The following is a 19,411-nucleotide window of genomic DNA, read 5'->3' as shown; positions in this document are numbered from 1 at the left end:
CACCATGAAGATATAAAAACAATGATTAAATGAATTGAACGACAAAATAAAGTGAACGATAAAAATGTTACTTTCAGACAAAGATATACAGAATCTCGAGAAAAAAGGATACAGGTTTGCAGGCAATGAAAGGCATGCAGCAGCCAAAGTCTGCCACTGGACCCGTAAAAGCCTTGTTGATGAGGGAGTATGCTACAAGGAAAAGTTCTACGGAATACAAAGTCACAGGTGTCTGCAGATGTCTCCAAGCATCCCTTTCTGTCATCAAAAATGCCTTTTCTGCTGGAGAGATGTTTTAATCACAGGAACAACGTGGAATGAAGACTTCGATGAGCCTAAAAAAATTATAGACGACTGCATCGATGCTCAGAGAAACCTTCTCTGCGGTTACTTCGGGAACTCCAAAGTCAATATGAAAAAGCTGAAAGACGCTCAAGAACCCAATAACGCTGCAATATCCCTTGCAGGCGAGCCAATGCTTTATCCAAAGATAGAAGGTCTCATAGAAGAGTTTAAAAGAAGAGATTTCACCACATTCCTTGTTACAAATGGAATGACACCTTCAAAACTTAAAAATATGGAAACAGAACCAACACAACTTTACTTATCCGTTGATGCACCCAACAAAGATGTTTACAAAAAATTATGCGATCCTCAAGTTGATAAAGGCTGGGAAAGATTGAATAAATCCCTTGATCTGTTGTCAAGCTTCAAATGCAGGACTGTTATAAGGACAACCTGTGTTAAGGGTTACAACATGCTGAAACCCGAAGAATACGCAGATATAATCGAAAGGAGTAACCCTGATTTTGTTGAGATTAAGGCTTACATGTACGTTGGAAGCTCAAGGGAACGGTTAAAACTTGAAAACATGCCATTCTCTTCAGATATTCATGAATTTGCAGAGTCTGTTGCGAAACTCTGCGGCCGTGAGATCGTCAATGAATCACGTGAAAGCCGTGTACTTCTTTTATCATGATTTTTTTTCTTATCCTTACTTTATCAATTCATAAACTTTTTTTTATTTAAGATTGGAATGAAACACCTGTTTTTAGAACAATTTAAGCATAACTTCAAACATTAACAAAAAATACTTTACATTTCCTTCTAAAGTAATTCTAATGTTCATACAAATTTTTAAAGCTGTGATAGTGATGTTCATGGATTTTAAAATGAATTCAACGTATTTTAAAATTTGTTTCATCCCATAAAGTTTAATTAAGATGTTAATCAAATATTAAAAAAAGATTAGATCAACTAAGATTAAGTTAGATAAACTGTCTCAATAAAAAAATCTCAATAAAAAAAAAGATCTTACAAAGATCATGGTAACTTGAGCGTATTAATATAATACTAATTAAAGCAGTCTAAAAGGTTTAATTCAGTTTAAATTGAGTTTAATGATTTAAAAACTGTGATCTAAACTCTAAAAACTTAATTACAATAGGGCAAGATTAAGTCAATGAAAATAGTGATTCCCATGAAAAAGTTGTTAATAGGATTAGTTTTAATAATTGTAGCTTTAAGTCCAATTTACGCTGTTTCTGGATTTGCAGTAACTTATGGAGAAACAACATACGGAAATTCAGATTGGAAAAACTCAGTAAACAACTACTTCCAGTCACACACCTCTCAAAATATTAGCGATGCTAATTCAAAGGTCATAACTGCTTCTGAGGTAAATGAAATATCCCAAAATATAACTGGTAAAACATACCCTTCAAGCCAAATATACTCCTGTGCAATGGTTGATCTGAGTTACAGCAACGGTATTAAAATAATAGTTGATACAAGTAAAATAAACGTTGTAACACCTAAAATGTACGAAAATGCATTAGAATCATCAGGAATAACTAATGGATACGTTGTGGTAACATCACCTACCACCGCATCTGGAGAGGCAGCACTTGCAGGAGTATTTAAGTCCTATGAAATTGCAGTGGGAACTCCAATACCTGATCAGGCAAAAGAGGCAGCCACAGCAGAACTTTACACAGAAACTCAAATAGTCAATGAGACTGGTCAAAATGCAGACAACATAGCTGATCTATTTGACAAAATTAAAACTGAGGTTCAAAAACAGAATCTAGAGGATCCCTCCCAGATAAAAATCATAGTAATTAACATGGCAAACAGCGCGAACATCAACCTAACTGATGAACAAGCCCAACAGATTGCAAATGCTATTTCAAACTCCCAGAAAGCACAGGGAAGTCTTACTGACTTTAAAAACCAACTTAAAAATGTTACACAGCAGGCTACAGATGCTAGTGGTATTTTAAACCAAATAATGAATTATCTCCAGGGAATATTCGATTATTTAAAAGGACTCTTAGGGCAGTAAAATACATTATTCCCGATTTAAATTTCTATTTAAATCTTTTTAGGTTTAAATATTGACTTAAATTAAACAAAACTCCGTAATATGAATTTATAATCCAATATGGTAAATTTATACAACAATAAATACTAGTAATCATCCTAAACATCATAGTGATAAACCATGTTGATAGCCCAGAATCATCTTCAGTTCATAATAGAAGTCGCAATCCTTATACACATCGGAATACTGCTCTTATTCAACGCCATAGTGATCCCTTTGAGTATGGTTCTTTTTCTATCACTCGTATTAACAGTGATATTAGCTGCACTCTTCGGTTTGGATACAACCATCCTTTTTTTACCTTTTCTATCGCACCATGAGTTCACCCACCCCTTCGGCCCCATGGCTGTCTTTGCATGGGTGACCCTGGCTGCCTCTGCAAGCCTGTTAAATGAGGTCGAAATCAAATCTTCTTCAATAAAAACCTTAGCTTATGTGCTCTTCTTTGTGATAGCGGTTGCAGGGGGGCTAATGCATAGATCATTCCTGCTTCTTTGGTTCATTGGCTGGGCAGTGGGTGCTGTCATGATGTCAAAAAGCTTTAAAAGAACCTCTAGAATAACCCCAAAAAGGATAATAACCGTTATAATTACAGTATTAGGAAGTTTTGGAATTCTTGAACTACTTTCAAGAGTGCTTAGTACTCCCGTACTTAGTCCACTGCTTCGAATCTCACGGCTTGAAGATTATGCAATGCCAAGTTTATCCATGGTTATAAAAAACACCACACTCTGGGGCCACGTTCAGGGCTCCTGTTTTTGGGGAGCAAATTGCCTTGGAGGGTCCGATGGATATATATCATTACCAATGAACCTTATAAATTCATTAACACTACCATTTCCCCTATTTGCAGGTGTTCTGGTCACCAAAAAAGACATCATAGACTACATGCTGCCCGGAATATTTGGAGTAGCATTCGATTTTGGATACGGTAGCCTCATATTACTGTTAACATGGTGTATGATCGTAATATGCACAGGATTTTATATTCTGAGACAATACCGGAGCAAACGTAGAAATGGGAGCAGAAGATATTTAGGCCGTGAAGCTTTATTAATAGGTGCGTTAACAGCATTTATAGCCCAAAGCATCGTAGGACTCTTCCTCTTCAACAGGACCATTAACGGGGCTGCAATGGTTACCTACATGGTACTTTCCGCCCTTGTAATGGCCCATATAATCAGCATTCGAAGAAGAGTTTAACTAATTTTTAATTTTTTTAAAATACTCTTAAAATAATCTTAAATGTAAAAATAGATCTAAATGTAATATTTAATGTAAGTTGAATCCTTTGAGAAAATTCGTTAGATCTAGTATAAATCTTTATCTTTTGCTATTTCTTTATCTTATTTACTGGAATATGCTTTATGGATATGTCCTTAAAATAAAAAAATAATCTAAGAAATAGAACTCTCATGTTTACGTAGAAGTAACTCTCCTTAAACAAGAGATTCTAATTTAATCTAGTAAATTATTAAAAGAAACAGGAAGTTTAGATTATTTAGAAAAATAGAATAAATTTAATTGATTAACTCAATGACTTGCAGATTTTAACAGCCTTTTGTGCAGCTTCCTCCATAGAAGTCTCAAATGAAAGTCCTGCTTCAGCCAGAATCCTCTGTCCTTCATCTTCATTGGTACCAGTAAGTCTTATAACAATTGGTACATTACGTTGAGAAACATTTAAGACGTCTAAAACACCACGTGCAACATCATCTGCCCTCGTTATTCCGCCTAAAACATTCAAAAAGACAACTTTAACGTTTTCATTAGATATTACAAGTTTAATTGCCTTTGAAATGTTCTCCTGAGATGATCCACCACCTATATCAAGGAAAGTGGCTGGTTCTCCACCGTAAAGTTTTAGCATGTCCATTCCACTCAATGTGAGGCCTGCACCGTTTCCAATCACAGCTATGTCACCTGGAAGTTTCACATATGCAAACTCATCTTTCTGGACATTTTCTAGTTTTGCAAGCTTTTTTTGTCTGTAAATTGCATCATCATCAACTTCGAGCTTTGCATCAGCCGCCATGACCCCGTTATCAGTGAGTACCAGAGGGTTTATCTCTGCTATTGTGGCATCGTATTTCTTGAAAACATTGAATAACTTCCAGATTACGGATCCAACCTTTGAAATTAGATTATTTGGAACTCTCATTTTTCTGGCAACTTCCCTTGCCTGGTAAGGCAGAAACTCATCAAGGGGATTCAAATAATATCTAACAATTTTATCAGGGGTGTTATTGGCTATCTGTTCTATATCCATACCACCTTCTAAACTTGCCATTATTAAAGGTTTTTTAGCTGATCTGTCCATCACAACACTCACATAAAACTCTGATTTTATGTCAAGTTTTTCCTCGACCAACAATTTATCAACAATCTCCCCCTTTAATTCAGATCCAAAAAGTTCTTCTGCTATTTTATAAGCCATAGAAGGATTATCTGCAAATTTTATGCCTCCTGCTTTGCCTCTTCCACCTGCAAGAACTTGAGATTTCAGTACAACGGGTTTACCCAGTTTCTCTGCTACTTCCTGTACTTCTTGGGAAGTTTCTGCAATCTGACTTTGTGGTACTGATATTCCTTCCCATCCAAATATTTCCTTTGCTACGTGTTCATGAATTTTCAAGGTTAAACCTCCCCATCAGCCAGTGCTGCTCCAGCATCAAATGCAGCGAGGTTTTTATCCTGCGTTCCTTGTGGCACACTTTCCGCTACAGATTTACGGGCTGCTTCCTCTGATACTATCTTTGTTATCCTCGTTATAGCCCCAACCATCACGATGTTTGCAACGATGTTTAAGCCTAATTTTTCTGCGGCAGTTCTGGTTGCAGGTGCCCTGTAAAGTTTTATATTGTGTTCTGTAACAAATGGGAGCACCTCTTCCTCAACGATCATATCAGGATCTATTATGAGAATTCCCCCATCCTTTAGATCATCCAGATATGCCATTAGTGCCTCGTGAGACATTGCGATGAGTATATCTGGACTTTGAACTTTGGGATAATCTATTTCCTCATCACTTATAACAAGTTCTGTTCTTGAAGCTCCTCCTCTTGCTTCAGGACCGTAGGATTGTGTTTGAACTGCGTGTATGCCATCGTGTAGTGCGGCAGCTTTTCCAATGACAATCCCTGCCAGTATTATTCCCTGACCTCCGAATCCTGCTATTCTTACCTCTTTACGCAATTTTAATCCCCCTCATAAGCTGATCTAATGGATGACGGCTTGCCAGTTGCGCATTTTTCTCCAATGAGATTGCATAGTCTTTCTGAAAATTCAGGCCCTTCTTTATTCTGAAACTCGCCAATAACAATTTTTCCTTCAAGCTGACTTTCATCCATTTCCTCTGCCACTTTTTTAAAGACACTTGCTTCCTTAAACCATTGCATCATTTCAATTGGAGTTTTCATCTTGTTTTTACGTCCAAAGTAAGTTGGACACTGTGAAATTGCTTCCACAAATGAAAATCCTTTGTTTTTTAGGCCGCTTTTTATGGCGTATGAAAGCATTAACGGGTGGGCCGTAGTCCATCTTGCAACATAGGTTGCACCTGCAGCTTTTACAAGTTCTGAAAGATTAAAAGGTCGTTCAAGAGCCCCATAAGGTGCTGTACTTCCATAACTACCCTTAGGGCTGGTTGGGCTTATTTGACCACCAGTCATTCCATAAATGTTGTTGTTTATACATATGACAGTGATGTCTATGTTCCTTCTTGCCCCATGAATGAGGTGGTTACCCCCTATTGCGGCTGCGTCACCGTCTCCAGTGAATACCACAACATCCAAATCCGGATTTGCAAGCTTAAGCCCTGTTGCAAATGATATTGGTCTCCCATGGGTGGTATGCAATGAATCACACTTCAAATAACCTGGTATCCTTGAGGAACAGCCTATTCCCGAGACCAATGCTAAGTTGTCAAAATCAATTTCTGCAAGCTCCATGGCATTTAAGAAAGTGTTCATGATGATCCCATTTCCACATCCAGCACAAAAGATGTGTGGAAGCCTTTCTTTCCTGAGGTACTTCATAAAACGACTCTCTTTCCTTTTATCCATCTTTTTTCATCTCCGTATTGTAAGATCATGTTTCGATCATGTTTCAATTTTAAAATTACAACTGGTTAATTCCGTGATTATGAGGTTAATTTCTTGATTATGAAATTTTGAAATGGAAATTTCGAATTAGTTTAAGATCTTCTATTAAATTTTTTTTAATTGAATCATCTTTCAAAGGCAATAAATTCGTTTAAATTCACTGTTTTGGATAGATTTCCCTTAAATTATTTAAATTAAAATTATATCCATTTTTTTTGGATTTTGCATATTATAAAGAATTTAATCTTTGTTAAACTCCTTAATATCCCATATAATCAATTATCTGCATATCAATTATCTGCCTCAAACAGATTTTATCTTTTCAAGTATCTCTTCAGGAAGTTGCATTTCTCCACCTATCTTTGAGAGCAATACAACATCTTTATCCCTTAAAACCCTTTGAACCTCATAAAATACTTGACCCAAATTTAATTCGGCCACAATAATTTTTTGAGCATTTTCTGTGGCTTTTATCAATTTTTCCTCCGGGAAAGGCCAGACAGTGTCAATTTTTATGCATCCTGCTTTTATACCCGTTTCTCTTGCCTTTTTAGCAGCTGTTAAAGCAGATCTTGAAGGTGCACCGTATGAAATCACAATTATATCTGCATCTTCAGTGAATGTTGTTTTTATCCTTCCGATTTCATCTCTGTTTTTCAGGATCTTGTCGCAGAGCCTGTTCACCAGCTTTGAATGAGTCTGAGGATCTGAAGCATCAGGATAACCCCTTTCATCATGAGTTAAACCGGTTATGTGAAGTTTATAACCATCACCAAATGCAGGCATAGCTGGAGTTCCGTTTGGGTCTGCTTTGTACGGTAAAAACTTTTCAGGAGTCTCTTGCGGCATTTTACGTGGGGTGATGTCAACGTGTTCAGATATCGTGATTTTTTCTCTCATGTGCCCCACGATCTCATCGCCCATTACCATTACTGGAACTCTGTACTTCTCTGCAAGGTTGAAGGCTTCTACTGTGAAATCAAAGCATTCCTGGACAGATGAAGGAGATAATGTTATTACTTCATAATCTCCGTGGGAACCCCATCTTGCTTGCATCATGTCACTTTGGGATGCTCTTGTTGGCTGTCCCGTAGATGGTGAGCCCCTCTGCATGTTTATTATAACTAACGGCGTTTCTGTCATTGCTGCATAACCTACGTGCTCTTGCATCAAGGAGAAACCTGGTCCTGATGTTGCTGTCATGGCTTTCATACCACCCCAAACAGCACCTATAACCGCCCCCAACGCTGAAATCTCATCTTCCATCTGTATAAATGATCCTCCTTCCCTCGGAAGGAAAAGAGCCATGTCTTCTGCTACTTCTGTTGAGGGAGTTATTGGATATCCTGCGAAGAACCTGCAGCCCGCTTTTATGGCCCCTCTTGCGCAGGCTTCGTTGCCCTGTATAAATAATCGTTCAGTCTTCATCCTTCTCATCTACTTTTATTGCTTGATCTGGACACATCAAAGCACATAACCCACATTTTTTACATTTTTCCTCATTTTTTGGAATAGGCAACCGAATTCCTTTCTTATTAAGTTTTTCAGACTGCTCGTAGACCTTTTGAGGGCAGAATTCTGTGCAGATGTTGCATCCTTTGCATAAATTCTTATTAACTGTTATCATGTTCATTCCCTAATTTTAAATTCTATATTGTGTATGCATATGCTCATATAAAAATTGTAAGCAAATCTTAGTGATTCTCAAAACTTGAGAGAATCAACAACATATGTTGAGATTACAGATAATATAGGTAATATGATTTTAATTGTTAAAAAATACCAGATGCAGTATTAATAAGGTTATCAAACCTATTATCAATTTAATGAAAACCTATTTCATTTAATAATATTAACTGCACTAAAATCTAAAAAACTATCTATAAATCTGCTAAAATATATTAAATAAAAAAATTTAAATTAAAATTATATTTGGAGGATAAAAATTTCCCTAATCATTTCTATGGTTTTTTGGATGAAACTGTCTCTGATATAGTCTATCAAAATATAACCTGCGCAGTAATATATTATCAGCAGCAAAAGCAGTTATAACCATATAATTTTAGATTAATTAAAAATTAGTTAATAAAATAGAAATTAATTACTCAATCCTTTCAACGTACATTAACGGGTAATTAAGGTCTTCAATGTATCTGAGTCTTATAAAAGCTTTTCTATCACCGTACTCAGCTACAACTTTCACGTCCAACATGTCCCCTGTGAGAGACACGTAGCTATATTCATTTTTAACTTTTTCAAGGATTTCTTTGTTTATTACAACTTCAACCTTTTTTATACACGGCTGAAGTTCCATTGCATCTTTTATTGACCTTTCAAGTGTAGCTGCATTTTCAGTGTTTACAGGAGTTCCAACGAACTGGTGGAACAATGCACCCATTGTGATTGCACCTTCAAATATGGCTCTTTCTCTTTCTGAAATATTGTTAAAGTACTGTTCATTTACATCCATTTAAACACCCAAGAAATTATTTATATTTGATAATGCGGATTCAATGCCATCTGTAGGTAACTGGAAGAAGTATTCAACAACCAAAAATAGTGTTAATGCTATAATTGCTATGAATATTATGATCCTTTCATCCTTAACAGGGTAGATATAGCTCAAAAACGTTCCTCCTAAAAAGAACCCTAATATTATTAATGGAGCATAAGGTGCTTGAGGATTGGCTTTTTGCTCTGTTTTTTGAATTGGATAAATACTTCCCTGTTTAGCTTCTATTATCAACCTTTGGGCAGATGAACCCAACGGATAACATGTGATGAGGAAGAGTACATTGCCCTGATCCACCGACATCCTATACGAGGCCGGCACGATCGTTGAGTTCATGACTGTGTAATCAACATCCCCTATTCCTGGCCATTCAACAGTTATATTGTCCCCGGCCGTGAGTTTATCAAGGTTCAAAAATGGTGATCCATGCAGTGTTCTATGTCCAAATAATATAACAGTTCCAGAGCCGGGGTTTGCTGATGCAGGCTCATGGTAAACACCATAATTTATTGATTTGTTGTTTATGGCTTGTTCAAGCCCTATTTTTGATATGGTTACATATGGAACATCTGATGTATTTTTAGTTATTTCCTGGTAGGACACATAATAATCCACTTCCATAAAACAGTAAAGTGAGATTATTACCAAACCCAGCACCACAAAAAGGGTTGAAATTTTCATAAACAAACCATCCTCTTTGAAACTTTATCTCTCTATAAGGAATCAACTTTAGTTAGATCAACTGGTTTAATTCTACTACACAAGCATGATTATTCACTTAATCAACTTGATAGTAGATGATCTTTATGATCTGATAAATTTATGATCATAAATAATATTAATAATATTCTATTTGTAACAAAAGATTCCAACTTAGAAGAAAAAAATTAGAAAAATAGAATACATTGGCTAATGATTGAAGTTAATCATGAGCCAACACATTTTCGTCTAGCCATAGATCGATTTTAATTCAGTAATCATCCACTCTGGTGCACTCGACGTTGGAACAGTTAATACTACACTATTCATATTCTGTATGAGGAACAATGCATTCTCCCTTGGAACTTCGAGTACTATTAAATACTCTGCATCAAGGTCACCTAAATTGGATTCTCTCTCAAAGTCAGATAATTTCCATCCATATGAACTTAAAACTGCACTTACCTGTGAATCGTTCCATGTTCCGGATGATGCAGCTCTTAAAAGCTGTTCAACATCAGTGCTTGAAGATTGGGTTGCCATATAACCGGAACCCGACGAACTGGCCGTTGCTTCCGTCAAGTTAGCATCTATAGCTCCACTGTCCGTTGCCCTTAAAATTGCAAGAACCGTCGCTCCACTTATGTTAGGAGAATCACTGCTAGATGTCTGATTGCTTTCGTTGGTTGAGCTTGTAGAAGCATTTGTATTTAAATACACGTCAACTGAATCACCAACATTTATAAGACCACCTGCAGCTTGTAAACGGGAGATCATTATTGGAACTGCAACTGTATCAGGTGTATTTATCTCCATTTTAGACAGAACACTTGCATCTGCTTCATTAACTATTGTTTGTGCACTTGAATTGTTCATAAGAAGGTTCTTTTGATCATTTGCAGTGTACGTTATCATAACCCGTCCATAGGGATCCGTCTTGTTAACGATCTGCTGCTTCTGATACGTTCTCCATGAAGATGTTGCAGGTCCCATGACATCAACTGCAAGCACCTGTTCTGGCGTGACTCCAGCATCAATTTGAGCTAAAAGTGTCAGTTTTTTAGAATCCGTTGCTAAAGGTCCTGTAAAATACGAGTTGGTCTCGTTGATCTTTTCCATCTTTGCATTGTTCAAAGAGTCTTGATACGGTGAATAAAATATGAAATAGTAAGCTGCTATTCCAAGTACTATAAGAATAATTCCTACAACAGCTGCCCCTACCAATGTTCTCTGATCGTCATCATCAGGGATCTTCCTTCCAAAACCTCCTCCCCCAAATCCGGACTTTTTCTTAGTCTCAGGAGATCTTAATCTAGGTTTATCAAGAGGTTTAGGTTTTGGTTTAGGCATTGGTCTCGGTATCTTTTTATCAGATGAACCTTTGTTCTCATCTTTCCCATTAAAGGTATCATTTGCTTTCACGGATACTTTGCCTACCATATCCTTGAGTCGTCCCCCCATATCTGACTCAGATTTCTTTCCATTTTTATGAAGATCAGGGGTATCTTTTTTGTCGTTATCCTTTTTTCCTAATATTTTATCTAACATTTGGACCACTTCTGTGAAGCTTGGCGTATAAATCCATAAACGGCACTGCTAATAAATACATTAATGCGGCAACGAATAAAAGTTTTGCGGGAAGATTTGCAATTACAGATAGAATGTTTGGGGGTAAACATGTCAAAACTATCAAGACACTACCCGCTGCAACAAATTTTGTTTTCTTAAATTTTGGATACTCAACTGTACTTACCATAAGCACAGATATCACCGCCATTATTACCAGTGCAACATCCATCCTGAAGATACCTGAAAGATAAAATGATCCCAGGATCAAAGCTGTTGAAGGTATGGGCAATCCCACAAATTTTTCACCAACACCATTAATTGAATCTGTGAGCACATTGAACCTTGCAAGTCTTAATATTCCACATATAACTATTAGAAGACCTACTACTATATTAAGGTATGGTATACTATACGATACGCATGCAGAATAGAGAAGCATTCCCGGTGCAACACCAAAGGATATTACATCAGACAAGGAATCAATATTTTTTCCAAATCCAAACTCATCATCTCTTTTAGTCTTCCTTGCAACCCAACCATCCAATGAATCAAATATAACTGCAACAAGCATAAACATTGCAGAAAAAATCAAATTACCATTTACCACCATTAAAATTGAAAGAAACCCAAAAGAAGCGTTTCCAATAGAAACTAAATCTGCATAAGAAATATAATTCTTCATATTCATATTTAAGCTCATTTTATCAGTTTTTTTCCTTTATTATTGTTTATTGTTAATTAATCTAGCAACAATGGTTTCTCCAGCCTTTGGTTTTTGACCCTCTACGACCAGGAGTTTGAATTTTTCAGCGGGTATTATAACATCAACCCGGGATCCAAACCGTATCATCCCTAATCTGTCACCCCTGTCAACTTTGTCCCCTACATTGACGTACTGAACTATCCTTCTTGCTACAAAGCCTGCTATCTGGATTACTCCCACTTTTCCATACTCTGAATCTATCACTATTAAATTCTTTTCGTTTTCCTTTTGAACGTTTCCTGATGCGATCTTGAATTTGCCGGGGCAGTACTTCGTTTCCACGATCTCACCTGAAACAGGTACCCTTTGTACATGAACATCAAAGGGTGACATAAACGTACTTACACGGATGCCCTTCTCACCCTTCTTTAAAATATGTTTCATAAGGATATCATCATATTCAACCGTTTCTATCCTATCTATCTTTCCTTTAAATATCCTCCCATCTGCGGGCGCAACAATTACACCCTTCTGTGAAGGTATCTTTCGTTTCGGATCTCTAAAAAACTGCATTAAAAGAGCTATAAGTGAGAATAGGACAAAACTTACCAGGAAATAACCGAATAAGAAGGGTAAAACTGCTAATGTTAACAATATTCCTATTTTTTTTAAAGTTCCTTCCACAAACATGATTATCACGGTTTTATCAACTTGATCAAATTCAATCGTTTTAAAAAAAATCCTAAAAATCATTTTAAGGATACATGAATAACCAGTATTCATATAATAGAATACAACTATTCAATGTTTAATTATTTATCAAAAATTTTAATATCAAACTATCTTGGTTAGTTAGAACCTATTAAAATGGTTATCGATATTTACAAATGTTGTTTGGAACTATAAACATCGTTAAACTGATCATATCAAATTATTTTATATGTAACATTTTTAGTAGTCATATCCCACAATTACCAATTTAAACAGAATATTACGGATAGAAAACTTAAATAATGAAAACTCAATAACTTAAAACATTTATATATATTTGCATTGAGAGATAAATAATTGGTTGAAGAAATTATTATTAATTTTCAAGTATTGCTTTATCAACTGAAAGTCTTAATCCCTATTAAATATAATCTGAATAAGATGTTTGAGTTTTATATTGAGTGTTCTTTTATTAATTAAATCTGTATTAAATTTTATAACGACATTAACTGAGTTTTAAGAATTTTGAAGGATTAAATTCACTTCATATCCTAAAACTGGAAATTGTAAAAATATATATGGTAAGTAATGAAAAAGAACCAATTCATTTATTATTAACAGAACCTTAGTAAACTAGCAATTAGTAAAACTTTAACGATAATTACTATTCGTAAAGATTAAAGTGATACTAATATTACTAATTCATCCGTAACTTTATTTAATAAAACATAGTAGAACTAATTTAGTATAGAATATTTAGCATAGGAATATATTAATTAAAAAATCCATCAGAATTGTGTTGTAAATTAGTGTTGTATTGAACTGTATTGTACTAAATAACCCAGATATTTACACTTAAATATTTACAATTCATAGGTAATTCATCGTAATAAACATAATTATATCCACATGAGAAGTGGTTTGATGATAGAAAATAAAATTAAAACCTTGAGAAGAGCTGCAAAAGTTTCTACAATGCCGGATTCAGATAAGATATGGTGTGTAATAGCCGGTAACGAAGAAATGGTCAACAACGTTGCATATGCGGCCATAATAGATAAAGAACGGGTTAAAATCCTTTGCAGGGAGCACATCAGCACCAAGGAATCATTCGTGACAAAAAAATTTGATTTCATCCTGCTGTACGGAGATATAAACAAAATAAGAGAATTAAGTTTAATCTGCAAGGAAAATGGAGGTTCATATCTTAAAATAGCACCTTATTATGTCCTCAATGAGCCAAACCTCATGTTAACTGTTGGACCTGATAACTCCATAAAAAAATTCATGGGAGACTGTGAAAAAAATAGGGTTAAACTTTCATTTTTATTGGAAGATAAAACCACCGGTTTTATAGAAACAGATGTTTACATAACCAGCAAATTACCTGCTTTTGTCAGAAGTACCATTGATCCGTTGTTTAAAATGGCGGATGTTGCTCTTTCAACCGTTTTAATATCTACTGATCAAGTTTACATCGAAAAGATCAAGGAAATTGCAAAATTAAACAAAATATTCGTAATAGAGTTTAGTAAGATTTTAAAGGAGGAATAAAATGATCAATCTTTTTGGAAAAAAGGAAGAAGAAGTAGAAGGAGAAGTTAAGAAAAAAGGTTTAACAAACACTTTAGGAATAGATCTAGGAACTTTAAACACCGTAGTTGCAAAACCATCCGGTGACAAATTTGACTTATACAAAATACCATCAGTAGTGGCTGTTAAAAAAGAAGACCCTACCTACGTACTCGCAGTAGGTGAAGAAGCTAAGGCCATGTTAGGAAGAACCCCTGAAGACATAATTGCCGTAAGGCCTCTCAAAAAAGGTGTTATTGAAAGTATATCTCAAGCAGAAGCTCTTTTAGTTTATGCAATGGATAAAGGTTCAAACGATGCCATAGACAGCATTGACAGGATAGTGGTGGGCATACCTGGAGACGCATCAGAAGTTGAAAAACGTGCAGTCGAAGACATAGGTAAAAAAGCAGGGGCTAACTACGTTCTAGTCATAAGCGAAGGACTTTCAGCAGCAATTGGAGCAGGTCTCCCAATTGCAGAGGCAGAAGGTACCATGGTGATCGACCTCGGTGCAGGTTCAAGTGACATAGTGGTCATATCCCTCGGTGGAATCACAGACATTGAAACCATAAGAAACGGTGGAGATGACATAGATAAAAACATCGTCGATAAAGTCAAAGAACTTTACAAAGTTGAAATAGGAATCCATGAAGCTGAAAAGGCCAAGATAAATGTTGGAATGGTTCATTCATCAGCAACCATAGAGCCAACCAAAACAGCAGCCATTGGAAAATCAATGGAAACCAACAAACCTAAAAAAGTAGAGATAGATTCCAAACTGGTTGCAGATGCTGCAGAACCTATAGTGGTCAGGCTTATCGAAGCATTAGCACTGGTACTTGAGAGAATGTCACCTGAGCTCATATCCGGTGTCTACAACAAAACAGTTGTTGTGGGAGGAACATCCCAACTTAAAGGATTAAAAGAAAGGATATACGAAGAAGTTGGAGTCCCAGTGGAAATTTCAGACGACCCTATGACCGTTGTTGCTAAAGGTGCTGCAATAGTAGCTGCAGAACCAAGGGCACTTGAGCCAGAGGTACGTTTAAAAGCCATGAAATGAGTGTTTAACTAATTCCTAAACTTTTTAATTTTTTAAATTTATTTTCTAAAAAATTATTTTTTTAGAACGATCCCGCTTTTTTTAATCCAACTTTTTTTAGAATTATTTGACTTTGTTATTTGACTTTTTTAAAAATATTTTTTTCTAATTAAATCCTGATTTTTTGGTGGATTACTTTGAACTAATTTTAGATCAATAATCTTTAGACCAATAAAAAAAAACTTTTAGATTAATTTAAATATAATTCTGAATAATTCCAGATCATTGATTAAAAAATTAAGATAAGAACATATTATTAAAAAAGCAATGCTTAATAAGGTTTACAGGCTTAAAAATGAAAATAGTAGGTATAGATGAAGCAGGAAGAGGATCTGTACTTGGTCCTTTAGTGGTATGTGGAGTTGCAATCGAAGAGAACAGAGTCAAGTACCTTGAAAGATTGAAATTAAGGGACTCAAAAAAGTTATCTCCAAAAAGAAGGATAGTTTTATCAAGAAAGATAAAAAAAATCGCAGAATGTTATCCTGTGAAAATAACAGCCCAGGACATAGACCTTCTGAGGTCGAAGGACGTGAACCTCAACGAAATTGAGAAGATCGCAATGAAAAAGATCATAGGAGACTCAGAACCTGATATCTCCATAATAGATTGTATAGACGTAAAACCAAAGAGATTTAAGGCTGAAATTGAAACATACAAAGAAAATCTTGAGGTAGTGGCTGAACACAAAGCAGATGATAAGTATGTTATTGTTTCAGCGGCTTCAATTGTTGCAAAGGTTGAAAGGGACAGTGAAGTCCAAAAAATAAGGAAAGAATTTAAAGAAATTGGATCTGGCTATCCCAGCGACCCTAAAACCATTGCATTTCTAAAGAAAACCTCTTACGAGGATCTGCCCGATTTTGTCAGGAAATCATGGGCAACAGTAGCAAAAACAAGATAAAGTTGGAGATAACATGATATTAGAATTTTTTAACAGTGCTTTTGGAACTATAATGGAGATGTTCAAAAACGGAGGAATTATAACCTATGTAATAACCGTTATAGGCATTTACGGTCTCGCATCTTCCTTAGAGAAAATTCATCACATGCGAAAAATATCCAAAGTGGAACTGCCCCAAATAATGGGGGACGTAAACAAAGCTATGGAAAAAGGTGGTTCCCTAGAAGCATTACGCTCAATAGGAAAATACCAAAACCCATTATCCAAAATAATATCAGAAGCCCTTAAGATTGGATATCGAAACAGAGCCGAAGTGGAAGATGCCATGGAAAGGGTTTTCATCGTGGAGATGGGGCGCATGACCAAGGGTCTAGATACTATCAGGACCATAATTGAAATTGCACCACTTTTAGGACTTATAGGAACGGTTCTTGGTATGTGGTACACATTCAAATCACTTGGTGTTGACGCAAACCCAACAACAATGGCCCTGGGAATTAATATAGCTCTCATCACTACTATAGCAGGTTTAACAGTTGCAATAACCTTACTTCCATTCCACTCATACATAAATAGCAAGATAGAAAATGAAATAGATGCAATAGACATAGCTAAGAAGATGACCAACTGGAGAATCGCCGAAATGAAGATAAAAGTGGATTCAAATATAGAAAAATCTGTTGAAGCTTTGAAAGAATCCGATGGAGTGGTTAAGGTCAGGAAACTTCTTGATTCCGAGGCGAATATCTGGATCTCCATAAACCCAAACATGCTTGAAAAGAGCATTAAAAACATAATAATGGAAAAATGCAACACACAAGTAAAGATCGTTGAGAGTAAGTTAAGACAGTAATTTATTTTAGCGATTTAAACCTTGAATAAATCTTAATATTCCAATAATCATAGCAGTAATGTATAGCAGTAATGTTTACTAGGAGTTATTCCAAATGCCATTGGATACAAAAAGATACAAGAACAGATTAAGACGCAACAAAGCTCAGGTTAATTTAGTTCCACTCATAGATGTTATTTTTACAATCCTCATATTTTTAATGGTGACAAGCAGTTTTCAGGCCGCCACCCAAACCAGCACCACCTCCGGCAAACCTGAAGTATCACAAACCAGCGGAACCTCAGAATACTACCTTATTCCTGTTGCTGGTCTCAAAAATGTTACAGTAAATGGAGTGGATATGTCACAGGATATTAAAAATGGGGCAATTGCAGTACACACAGACGTTATAGACGAAGGGGAGATCGTGATAAAATCAAAAGAGGGCGCAATCATCATTACAACACCAACTGGAATGTCTCCTGAAGAGGCTGTAACAACTCCAAGCTCTTGAAACCATCAATAAATGAATAAAAAAAGTTTAAATTTTTTTAGATCTTGAATTTTTTAGATCTTGAATAAATCAAAATGGATCGTTTAGATCACATAAAACCAAACCCCAAGTAAATATTAGATCATTAAATGAAAAAGGTGATTATATGTATCTAGGGAGAATATTAGCCGTCGGAAATACTGAAAAAGGGAAATTTGTTTCGTACAGGGTTTCAAGCCGTTCTTTTCCAAATAGGATAGCAAGATCCTTCGAAAACAGGGTTTCAATTGTGCCCACAGAAGGAAATGAGAAAGATGTGTTTGAAAACCCCTACATAACGTACAACTGCATAAGAATAGTTGACGACGTTGCCGTGGTATCAAACGGTGCTCACACCGATGTTATAGCAGATAAAATAGATTTAGGCATGAACGTACGAGATTCAATAGCATTATCCTTACTTTCAATGGACTACGAAAAGGACGATTACAACACCCCCCGTATAGCTGGCGTAGTATCACCCCGCGAAGGCACATACATTGGAATTGTGACTCACAAAGGTTTAATCGTTGAAAAAGTGGAAGAAGGAAAAGCAGCCTACATATCAACTTACGAACAAACAAAACCAGCTTATGTGAAATTTACGGCAGATACTGCTGCCAGTGCAGCACAATTCATAATAGATGGTGGTAAATTTGTAGAGTTCACCAATCCTGTGACATCAGCAGCCGCTTTTGGTAGTCCAAATGGAAAAAAATGGGACATAAGTTCAATTTAAATTAAAAATCTAGATTAAATTCAATCTAAACTTTTTTTTATCCAATTTTTATCCCAAATTCACTTGAGATGCGAAAATAAATTTAATTGGTCTTCAATCTAATAAAGAGATATTTAAATGAATTAAAAAAAATGTTTTTAAACCCTAATACTTTATTTAAATGAAATAAATAAGAGAAAAACAAAAGGAATCAACTAAATTGGTGTTAATATGGACGTAAAACTCATTGGGCTCAGAAAAATACCATTAATAAAAGAAAATGACGATATTGCAAGGATCATATTAGATTCCATGGATTTAGAGGGTATAGAAATCCTTGACGGAGATATCTTCGTTATAGCAGAGACTGCAGTATCAAAATCAGAGGGAACTATAATCGATCTTAACAGTATAACACCAAGTAAACTGGCATTTGAACTTTCCAAGAAAACTGGAAAAAAACCTGAGATTGTTGAAGCCATAATCCAGGAATCAAATGAAATAATAAAAGTTGGGCCGGATTTTATAATATCTGAAACAAAACACGGTTTTGTATGTGCTAATGCGGGCATAGATGAGTCTAATGTGGACGGTGGACTTGCAACACCAATGCCAGTTGATCCGGACAAAAGTGCCTCAGATATAAGGATAAAACTAGAAAATGCTGCAGGATCAGAGATTGCAATTATAATATCAGATACACAGGGAAGGGCTTTTAGAGAAGGTGCAGTAGGAACTGCTATTGGAATATCCGGTATGGAAGCACTGTGGGACAGACGTGGAGAAAATGATCTTTATGGAAGGGAGCTTGAAACCACCAGTATAGCCGTAGCAGATGAATTAGCTTCAGCAGCATCCATTATAATGGGACAGGCCAATGAAGGAATACCTGTAGTTATAATTAGAGGCATAGAATACTTTAAAAAATTAAAAACTGATTCTTCAACTGCTAAATCATTGTTAAGACCTAAAAAATACGATGTTTTTAGATGAGATCGTGTACTTCTAAACTTTATTGTGTTTGAAACAACACAGGATACTGTGTTTGAGAAATGTATGAAAATTGTA

General features: G+C 35.7%; 20 protein-coding genes. 10 read left to right on the top strand and 10 right to left on the bottom strand.

Translation table 11 applies throughout. The annotated features are described in order from the left end of the window. The first annotated feature begins 64 nt into the window (after nt 1–64). From twy1 to MSWAN_RS01110, 3 genes are all read left to right on the top strand, one after another. Nucleotides 65–979: a 4-demethylwyosine synthase TYW1 gene (gene twy1, locus MSWAN_RS01120; RefSeq protein WP_013824774.1), complete on the top strand. Its 915-nt coding sequence runs from the start codon at nt 65–67 to the stop codon at nt 977–979. 501 nt (nt 980–1,480) lie between these two features. Continuing rightward, nucleotides 1,481–2,344 carry a DUF1002 domain-containing protein gene (locus MSWAN_RS01115; RefSeq protein ID WP_048187792.1) on the top strand — a complete coding sequence of 288 codons (864 nt, stop codon included), beginning with the start codon at nt 1,481–1,483 and terminating at the stop codon, nt 2,342–2,344. Nucleotides 2,345–2,503: 159 nt separating this feature from the next. Further along, nucleotides 2,504–3,586 (top strand): hypothetical protein, encoded by a 1,083-nt coding sequence (locus MSWAN_RS01110; RefSeq protein WP_013824772.1) that lies wholly within the window; start codon nt 2,504–2,506, stop codon nt 3,584–3,586. A gap of 325 nt (nt 3,587–3,911) precedes the next feature. On the opposite strand, the gene sucC is transcribed toward MSWAN_RS01110, so the two are convergent. The 10 genes from sucC to MSWAN_RS01060 all read right to left on the bottom strand — a co-directional run bounded on the left by sucC (nt 3,912) and on the right by MSWAN_RS01060 (nt 12,659). After that, on the bottom strand, nt 3,912–5,018 hold the full coding sequence (gene sucC, locus MSWAN_RS01105) for an ADP-forming succinate--CoA ligase subunit beta (RefSeq protein ID WP_013824771.1): 1,107 nt from the start codon (nt 5,016–5,018) through the stop codon (nt 3,912–3,914). A 2-nt stretch (nt 5,019–5,020) separates the two neighbouring features. Continuing rightward, entirely contained in the window at nt 5,021–5,578 is a 558-nt protein-coding gene (locus MSWAN_RS01100; protein WP_013824770.1) for a 2-oxoacid:ferredoxin oxidoreductase subunit gamma, read from the bottom strand. Nucleotides 5,579–5,580: 2 nt separating this feature from the next. Then, nucleotides 5,581–6,447: a 2-oxoacid:ferredoxin oxidoreductase subunit beta gene (locus MSWAN_RS01095; protein WP_013824769.1), complete on the bottom strand. Its 867-nt coding sequence runs from the start codon at nt 6,445–6,447 to the stop codon at nt 5,581–5,583. Nucleotides 6,448–6,789: 342 nt separating this feature from the next. Next, a complete protein-coding gene (locus tag MSWAN_RS01090; protein WP_013824768.1) occupies nt 6,790–7,914 on the bottom strand; it encodes a 2-oxoacid:acceptor oxidoreductase subunit alpha in 1,125 nt (374 codons plus the stop codon). Further along, nucleotides 7,904–8,113: a 4Fe-4S dicluster domain-containing protein gene (locus MSWAN_RS01085; protein WP_013824767.1), complete on the bottom strand. Its 210-nt coding sequence runs from the start codon at nt 8,111–8,113 to the stop codon at nt 7,904–7,906. The genes MSWAN_RS01090 and MSWAN_RS01085 overlap by 11 nt, the downstream gene beginning before the upstream one ends. Before the next feature lie 474 nt (nt 8,114–8,587). Beyond that, nucleotides 8,588–8,956, bottom strand: a complete 369-nt coding sequence (locus MSWAN_RS01080; RefSeq protein WP_013824766.1) for a dihydroneopterin aldolase family protein — start codon at nt 8,954–8,956, stop codon at nt 8,588–8,590. Then, nucleotides 8,957–9,679 carry a class E sortase gene (locus tag MSWAN_RS01075; RefSeq protein ID WP_013824765.1) on the bottom strand — a complete coding sequence of 241 codons (723 nt, stop codon included), beginning with the start codon at nt 9,677–9,679 and terminating at the stop codon, nt 8,957–8,959. Between the two features lie 267 nt (nt 9,680–9,946). Continuing rightward, on the bottom strand, nt 9,947–11,245 hold the full coding sequence (locus MSWAN_RS01070) for an RcpC/CpaB family pilus assembly protein (RefSeq protein ID WP_013824764.1): 1,299 nt from the start codon (nt 11,243–11,245) through the stop codon (nt 9,947–9,949). Then, nucleotides 11,235–11,966, bottom strand: coding sequence for an archaetidylserine synthase (locus MSWAN_RS01065; RefSeq protein WP_227716979.1), 732 nt, complete (start codon nt 11,964–11,966; stop codon nt 11,235–11,237). The genes MSWAN_RS01070 and MSWAN_RS01065 overlap by 11 nt, the downstream gene beginning before the upstream one ends. 21 nt (nt 11,967–11,987) lie before the next feature. Then, entirely contained in the window at nt 11,988–12,659 is a 672-nt protein-coding gene (locus MSWAN_RS01060; RefSeq protein ID WP_048188158.1) for an archaetidylserine decarboxylase, read from the bottom strand. A gap of 945 nt (nt 12,660–13,604) precedes the next feature. Here MSWAN_RS01060 and MSWAN_RS01055 point away from each other — a divergent pair. From MSWAN_RS01055 to MSWAN_RS01025, 7 genes are all read left to right on the top strand, one after another. Beyond that, nucleotides 13,605–14,234, top strand: coding sequence for a hypothetical protein (locus MSWAN_RS01055; RefSeq protein ID WP_013824761.1), 630 nt, complete (start codon nt 13,605–13,607; stop codon nt 14,232–14,234). 4 nt (nt 14,235–14,238) lie between these two features. After that, nucleotides 14,239–15,318 carry a rod shape-determining protein gene (locus MSWAN_RS01050; protein ID WP_173361657.1) on the top strand — a complete coding sequence of 360 codons (1,080 nt, stop codon included), beginning with the start codon at nt 14,239–14,241 and terminating at the stop codon, nt 15,316–15,318. Nucleotides 15,319–15,652: 334 nt separating this feature from the next. Beyond that, nucleotides 15,653–16,261, top strand: coding sequence for a ribonuclease HII (gene rnhB, locus MSWAN_RS01045; RefSeq protein ID WP_013824759.1), 609 nt, complete (start codon nt 15,653–15,655; stop codon nt 16,259–16,261). A 13-nt stretch (nt 16,262–16,274) separates the two neighbouring features. Beyond that, complete coding sequence (locus MSWAN_RS01040) at nt 16,275–17,114, top strand: MotA/TolQ/ExbB proton channel family protein (RefSeq protein WP_013824758.1); 840 nt, start codon at nt 16,275–16,277, stop codon at nt 17,112–17,114. A gap of 94 nt (nt 17,115–17,208) precedes the next feature. Next, nucleotides 17,209–17,607 (top strand): ExbD/TolR family protein, encoded by a 399-nt coding sequence (locus MSWAN_RS01035; RefSeq protein ID WP_013824757.1) that lies wholly within the window; start codon nt 17,209–17,211, stop codon nt 17,605–17,607. Nucleotides 17,608–17,752: 145 nt separating this feature from the next. Then, on the top strand, nt 17,753–18,364 hold the full coding sequence (locus MSWAN_RS01030) for an IMP cyclohydrolase (protein WP_013824756.1): 612 nt from the start codon (nt 17,753–17,755) through the stop codon (nt 18,362–18,364). Nucleotides 18,365–18,574: 210 nt separating this feature from the next. Then, nucleotides 18,575–19,336 (top strand): coenzyme F420-0:L-glutamate ligase, encoded by a 762-nt coding sequence (locus MSWAN_RS01025; protein ID WP_013824755.1) that lies wholly within the window; start codon nt 18,575–18,577, stop codon nt 19,334–19,336. The last annotated feature ends 75 nt before the right edge of the window (nt 19,337–19,411 follow it).

The sequence above is a fragment of the Methanobacterium paludis genome (assembly GCF_000214725.1).
Lineage (GTDB): Archaea > Methanobacteriota > Methanobacteria > Methanobacteriales > Methanobacteriaceae > Methanobacterium_C > Methanobacterium_C paludis.
This window is presented reverse-complemented; position numbering and strand designations above follow the sequence as displayed.

What these genes read in the sequence shown, in the direction of transcription:
- rnhB (WP_013824759.1), top strand. Translation starts at nt 15,653, where the DNA reads ATGAAAATAGTAGGTATAGATGAAGCAGGAAGAGGATCTGTACTTGGT.
- MSWAN_RS01080 (WP_013824766.1), bottom strand. Translation starts at nt 8,956, where the DNA reads ATGGATGTAAATGAACAGTACTTTAACAATATTTCAGAAAGAGAAAGA.
- MSWAN_RS01035 (WP_013824757.1), top strand. Translation starts at nt 17,209, where the DNA reads ATGCCATTGGATACAAAAAGATACAAGAACAGATTAAGACGCAACAAA.
- MSWAN_RS01055 (WP_013824761.1), top strand. Translation starts at nt 13,605, where the DNA reads ATGATAGAAAATAAAATTAAAACCTTGAGAAGAGCTGCAAAAGTTTCT.
- MSWAN_RS01090 (WP_013824768.1), bottom strand. Translation starts at nt 7,914, where the DNA reads ATGAAGACTGAACGATTATTTATACAGGGCAACGAAGCCTGCGCAAGA.
- MSWAN_RS01070 (WP_013824764.1), bottom strand. Translation starts at nt 11,245, where the DNA reads ATGTTAGATAAAATATTAGGAAAAAAGGATAACGACAAAAAAGATACC.
- twy1 (WP_013824774.1), top strand. Translation starts at nt 65, where the DNA reads ATGTTACTTTCAGACAAAGATATACAGAATCTCGAGAAAAAAGGATAC.
- MSWAN_RS01030 (WP_013824756.1), top strand. Translation starts at nt 17,753, where the DNA reads ATGTATCTAGGGAGAATATTAGCCGTCGGAAATACTGAAAAAGGGAAA.
- MSWAN_RS01065 (WP_227716979.1), bottom strand. Translation starts at nt 11,966, where the DNA reads ATGAGCTTAAATATGAATATGAAGAATTATATTTCTTATGCAGATTTA.
- MSWAN_RS01040 (WP_013824758.1), top strand. Translation starts at nt 16,275, where the DNA reads ATGATATTAGAATTTTTTAACAGTGCTTTTGGAACTATAATGGAGATG.
- MSWAN_RS01095 (WP_013824769.1), bottom strand. Translation starts at nt 6,447, where the DNA reads ATGGATAAAAGGAAAGAGAGTCGTTTTATGAAGTACCTCAGGAAAGAA.
- MSWAN_RS01110 (WP_013824772.1), top strand. Translation starts at nt 2,504, where the DNA reads ATGTTGATAGCCCAGAATCATCTTCAGTTCATAATAGAAGTCGCAATC.
- MSWAN_RS01075 (WP_013824765.1), bottom strand. Translation starts at nt 9,679, where the DNA reads ATGAAAATTTCAACCCTTTTTGTGGTGCTGGGTTTGGTAATAATCTCA.
- MSWAN_RS01060 (WP_048188158.1), bottom strand. Translation starts at nt 12,659, where the DNA reads ATGTTTGTGGAAGGAACTTTAAAAAAAATAGGAATATTGTTAACATTA.
- MSWAN_RS01025 (WP_013824755.1), top strand. Translation starts at nt 18,575, where the DNA reads ATGGACGTAAAACTCATTGGGCTCAGAAAAATACCATTAATAAAAGAA.
- MSWAN_RS01085 (WP_013824767.1), bottom strand. Translation starts at nt 8,113, where the DNA reads ATGATAACAGTTAATAAGAATTTATGCAAAGGATGCAACATCTGCACA.
- MSWAN_RS01115 (WP_048187792.1), top strand. Translation starts at nt 1,481, where the DNA reads ATGAAAAAGTTGTTAATAGGATTAGTTTTAATAATTGTAGCTTTAAGT.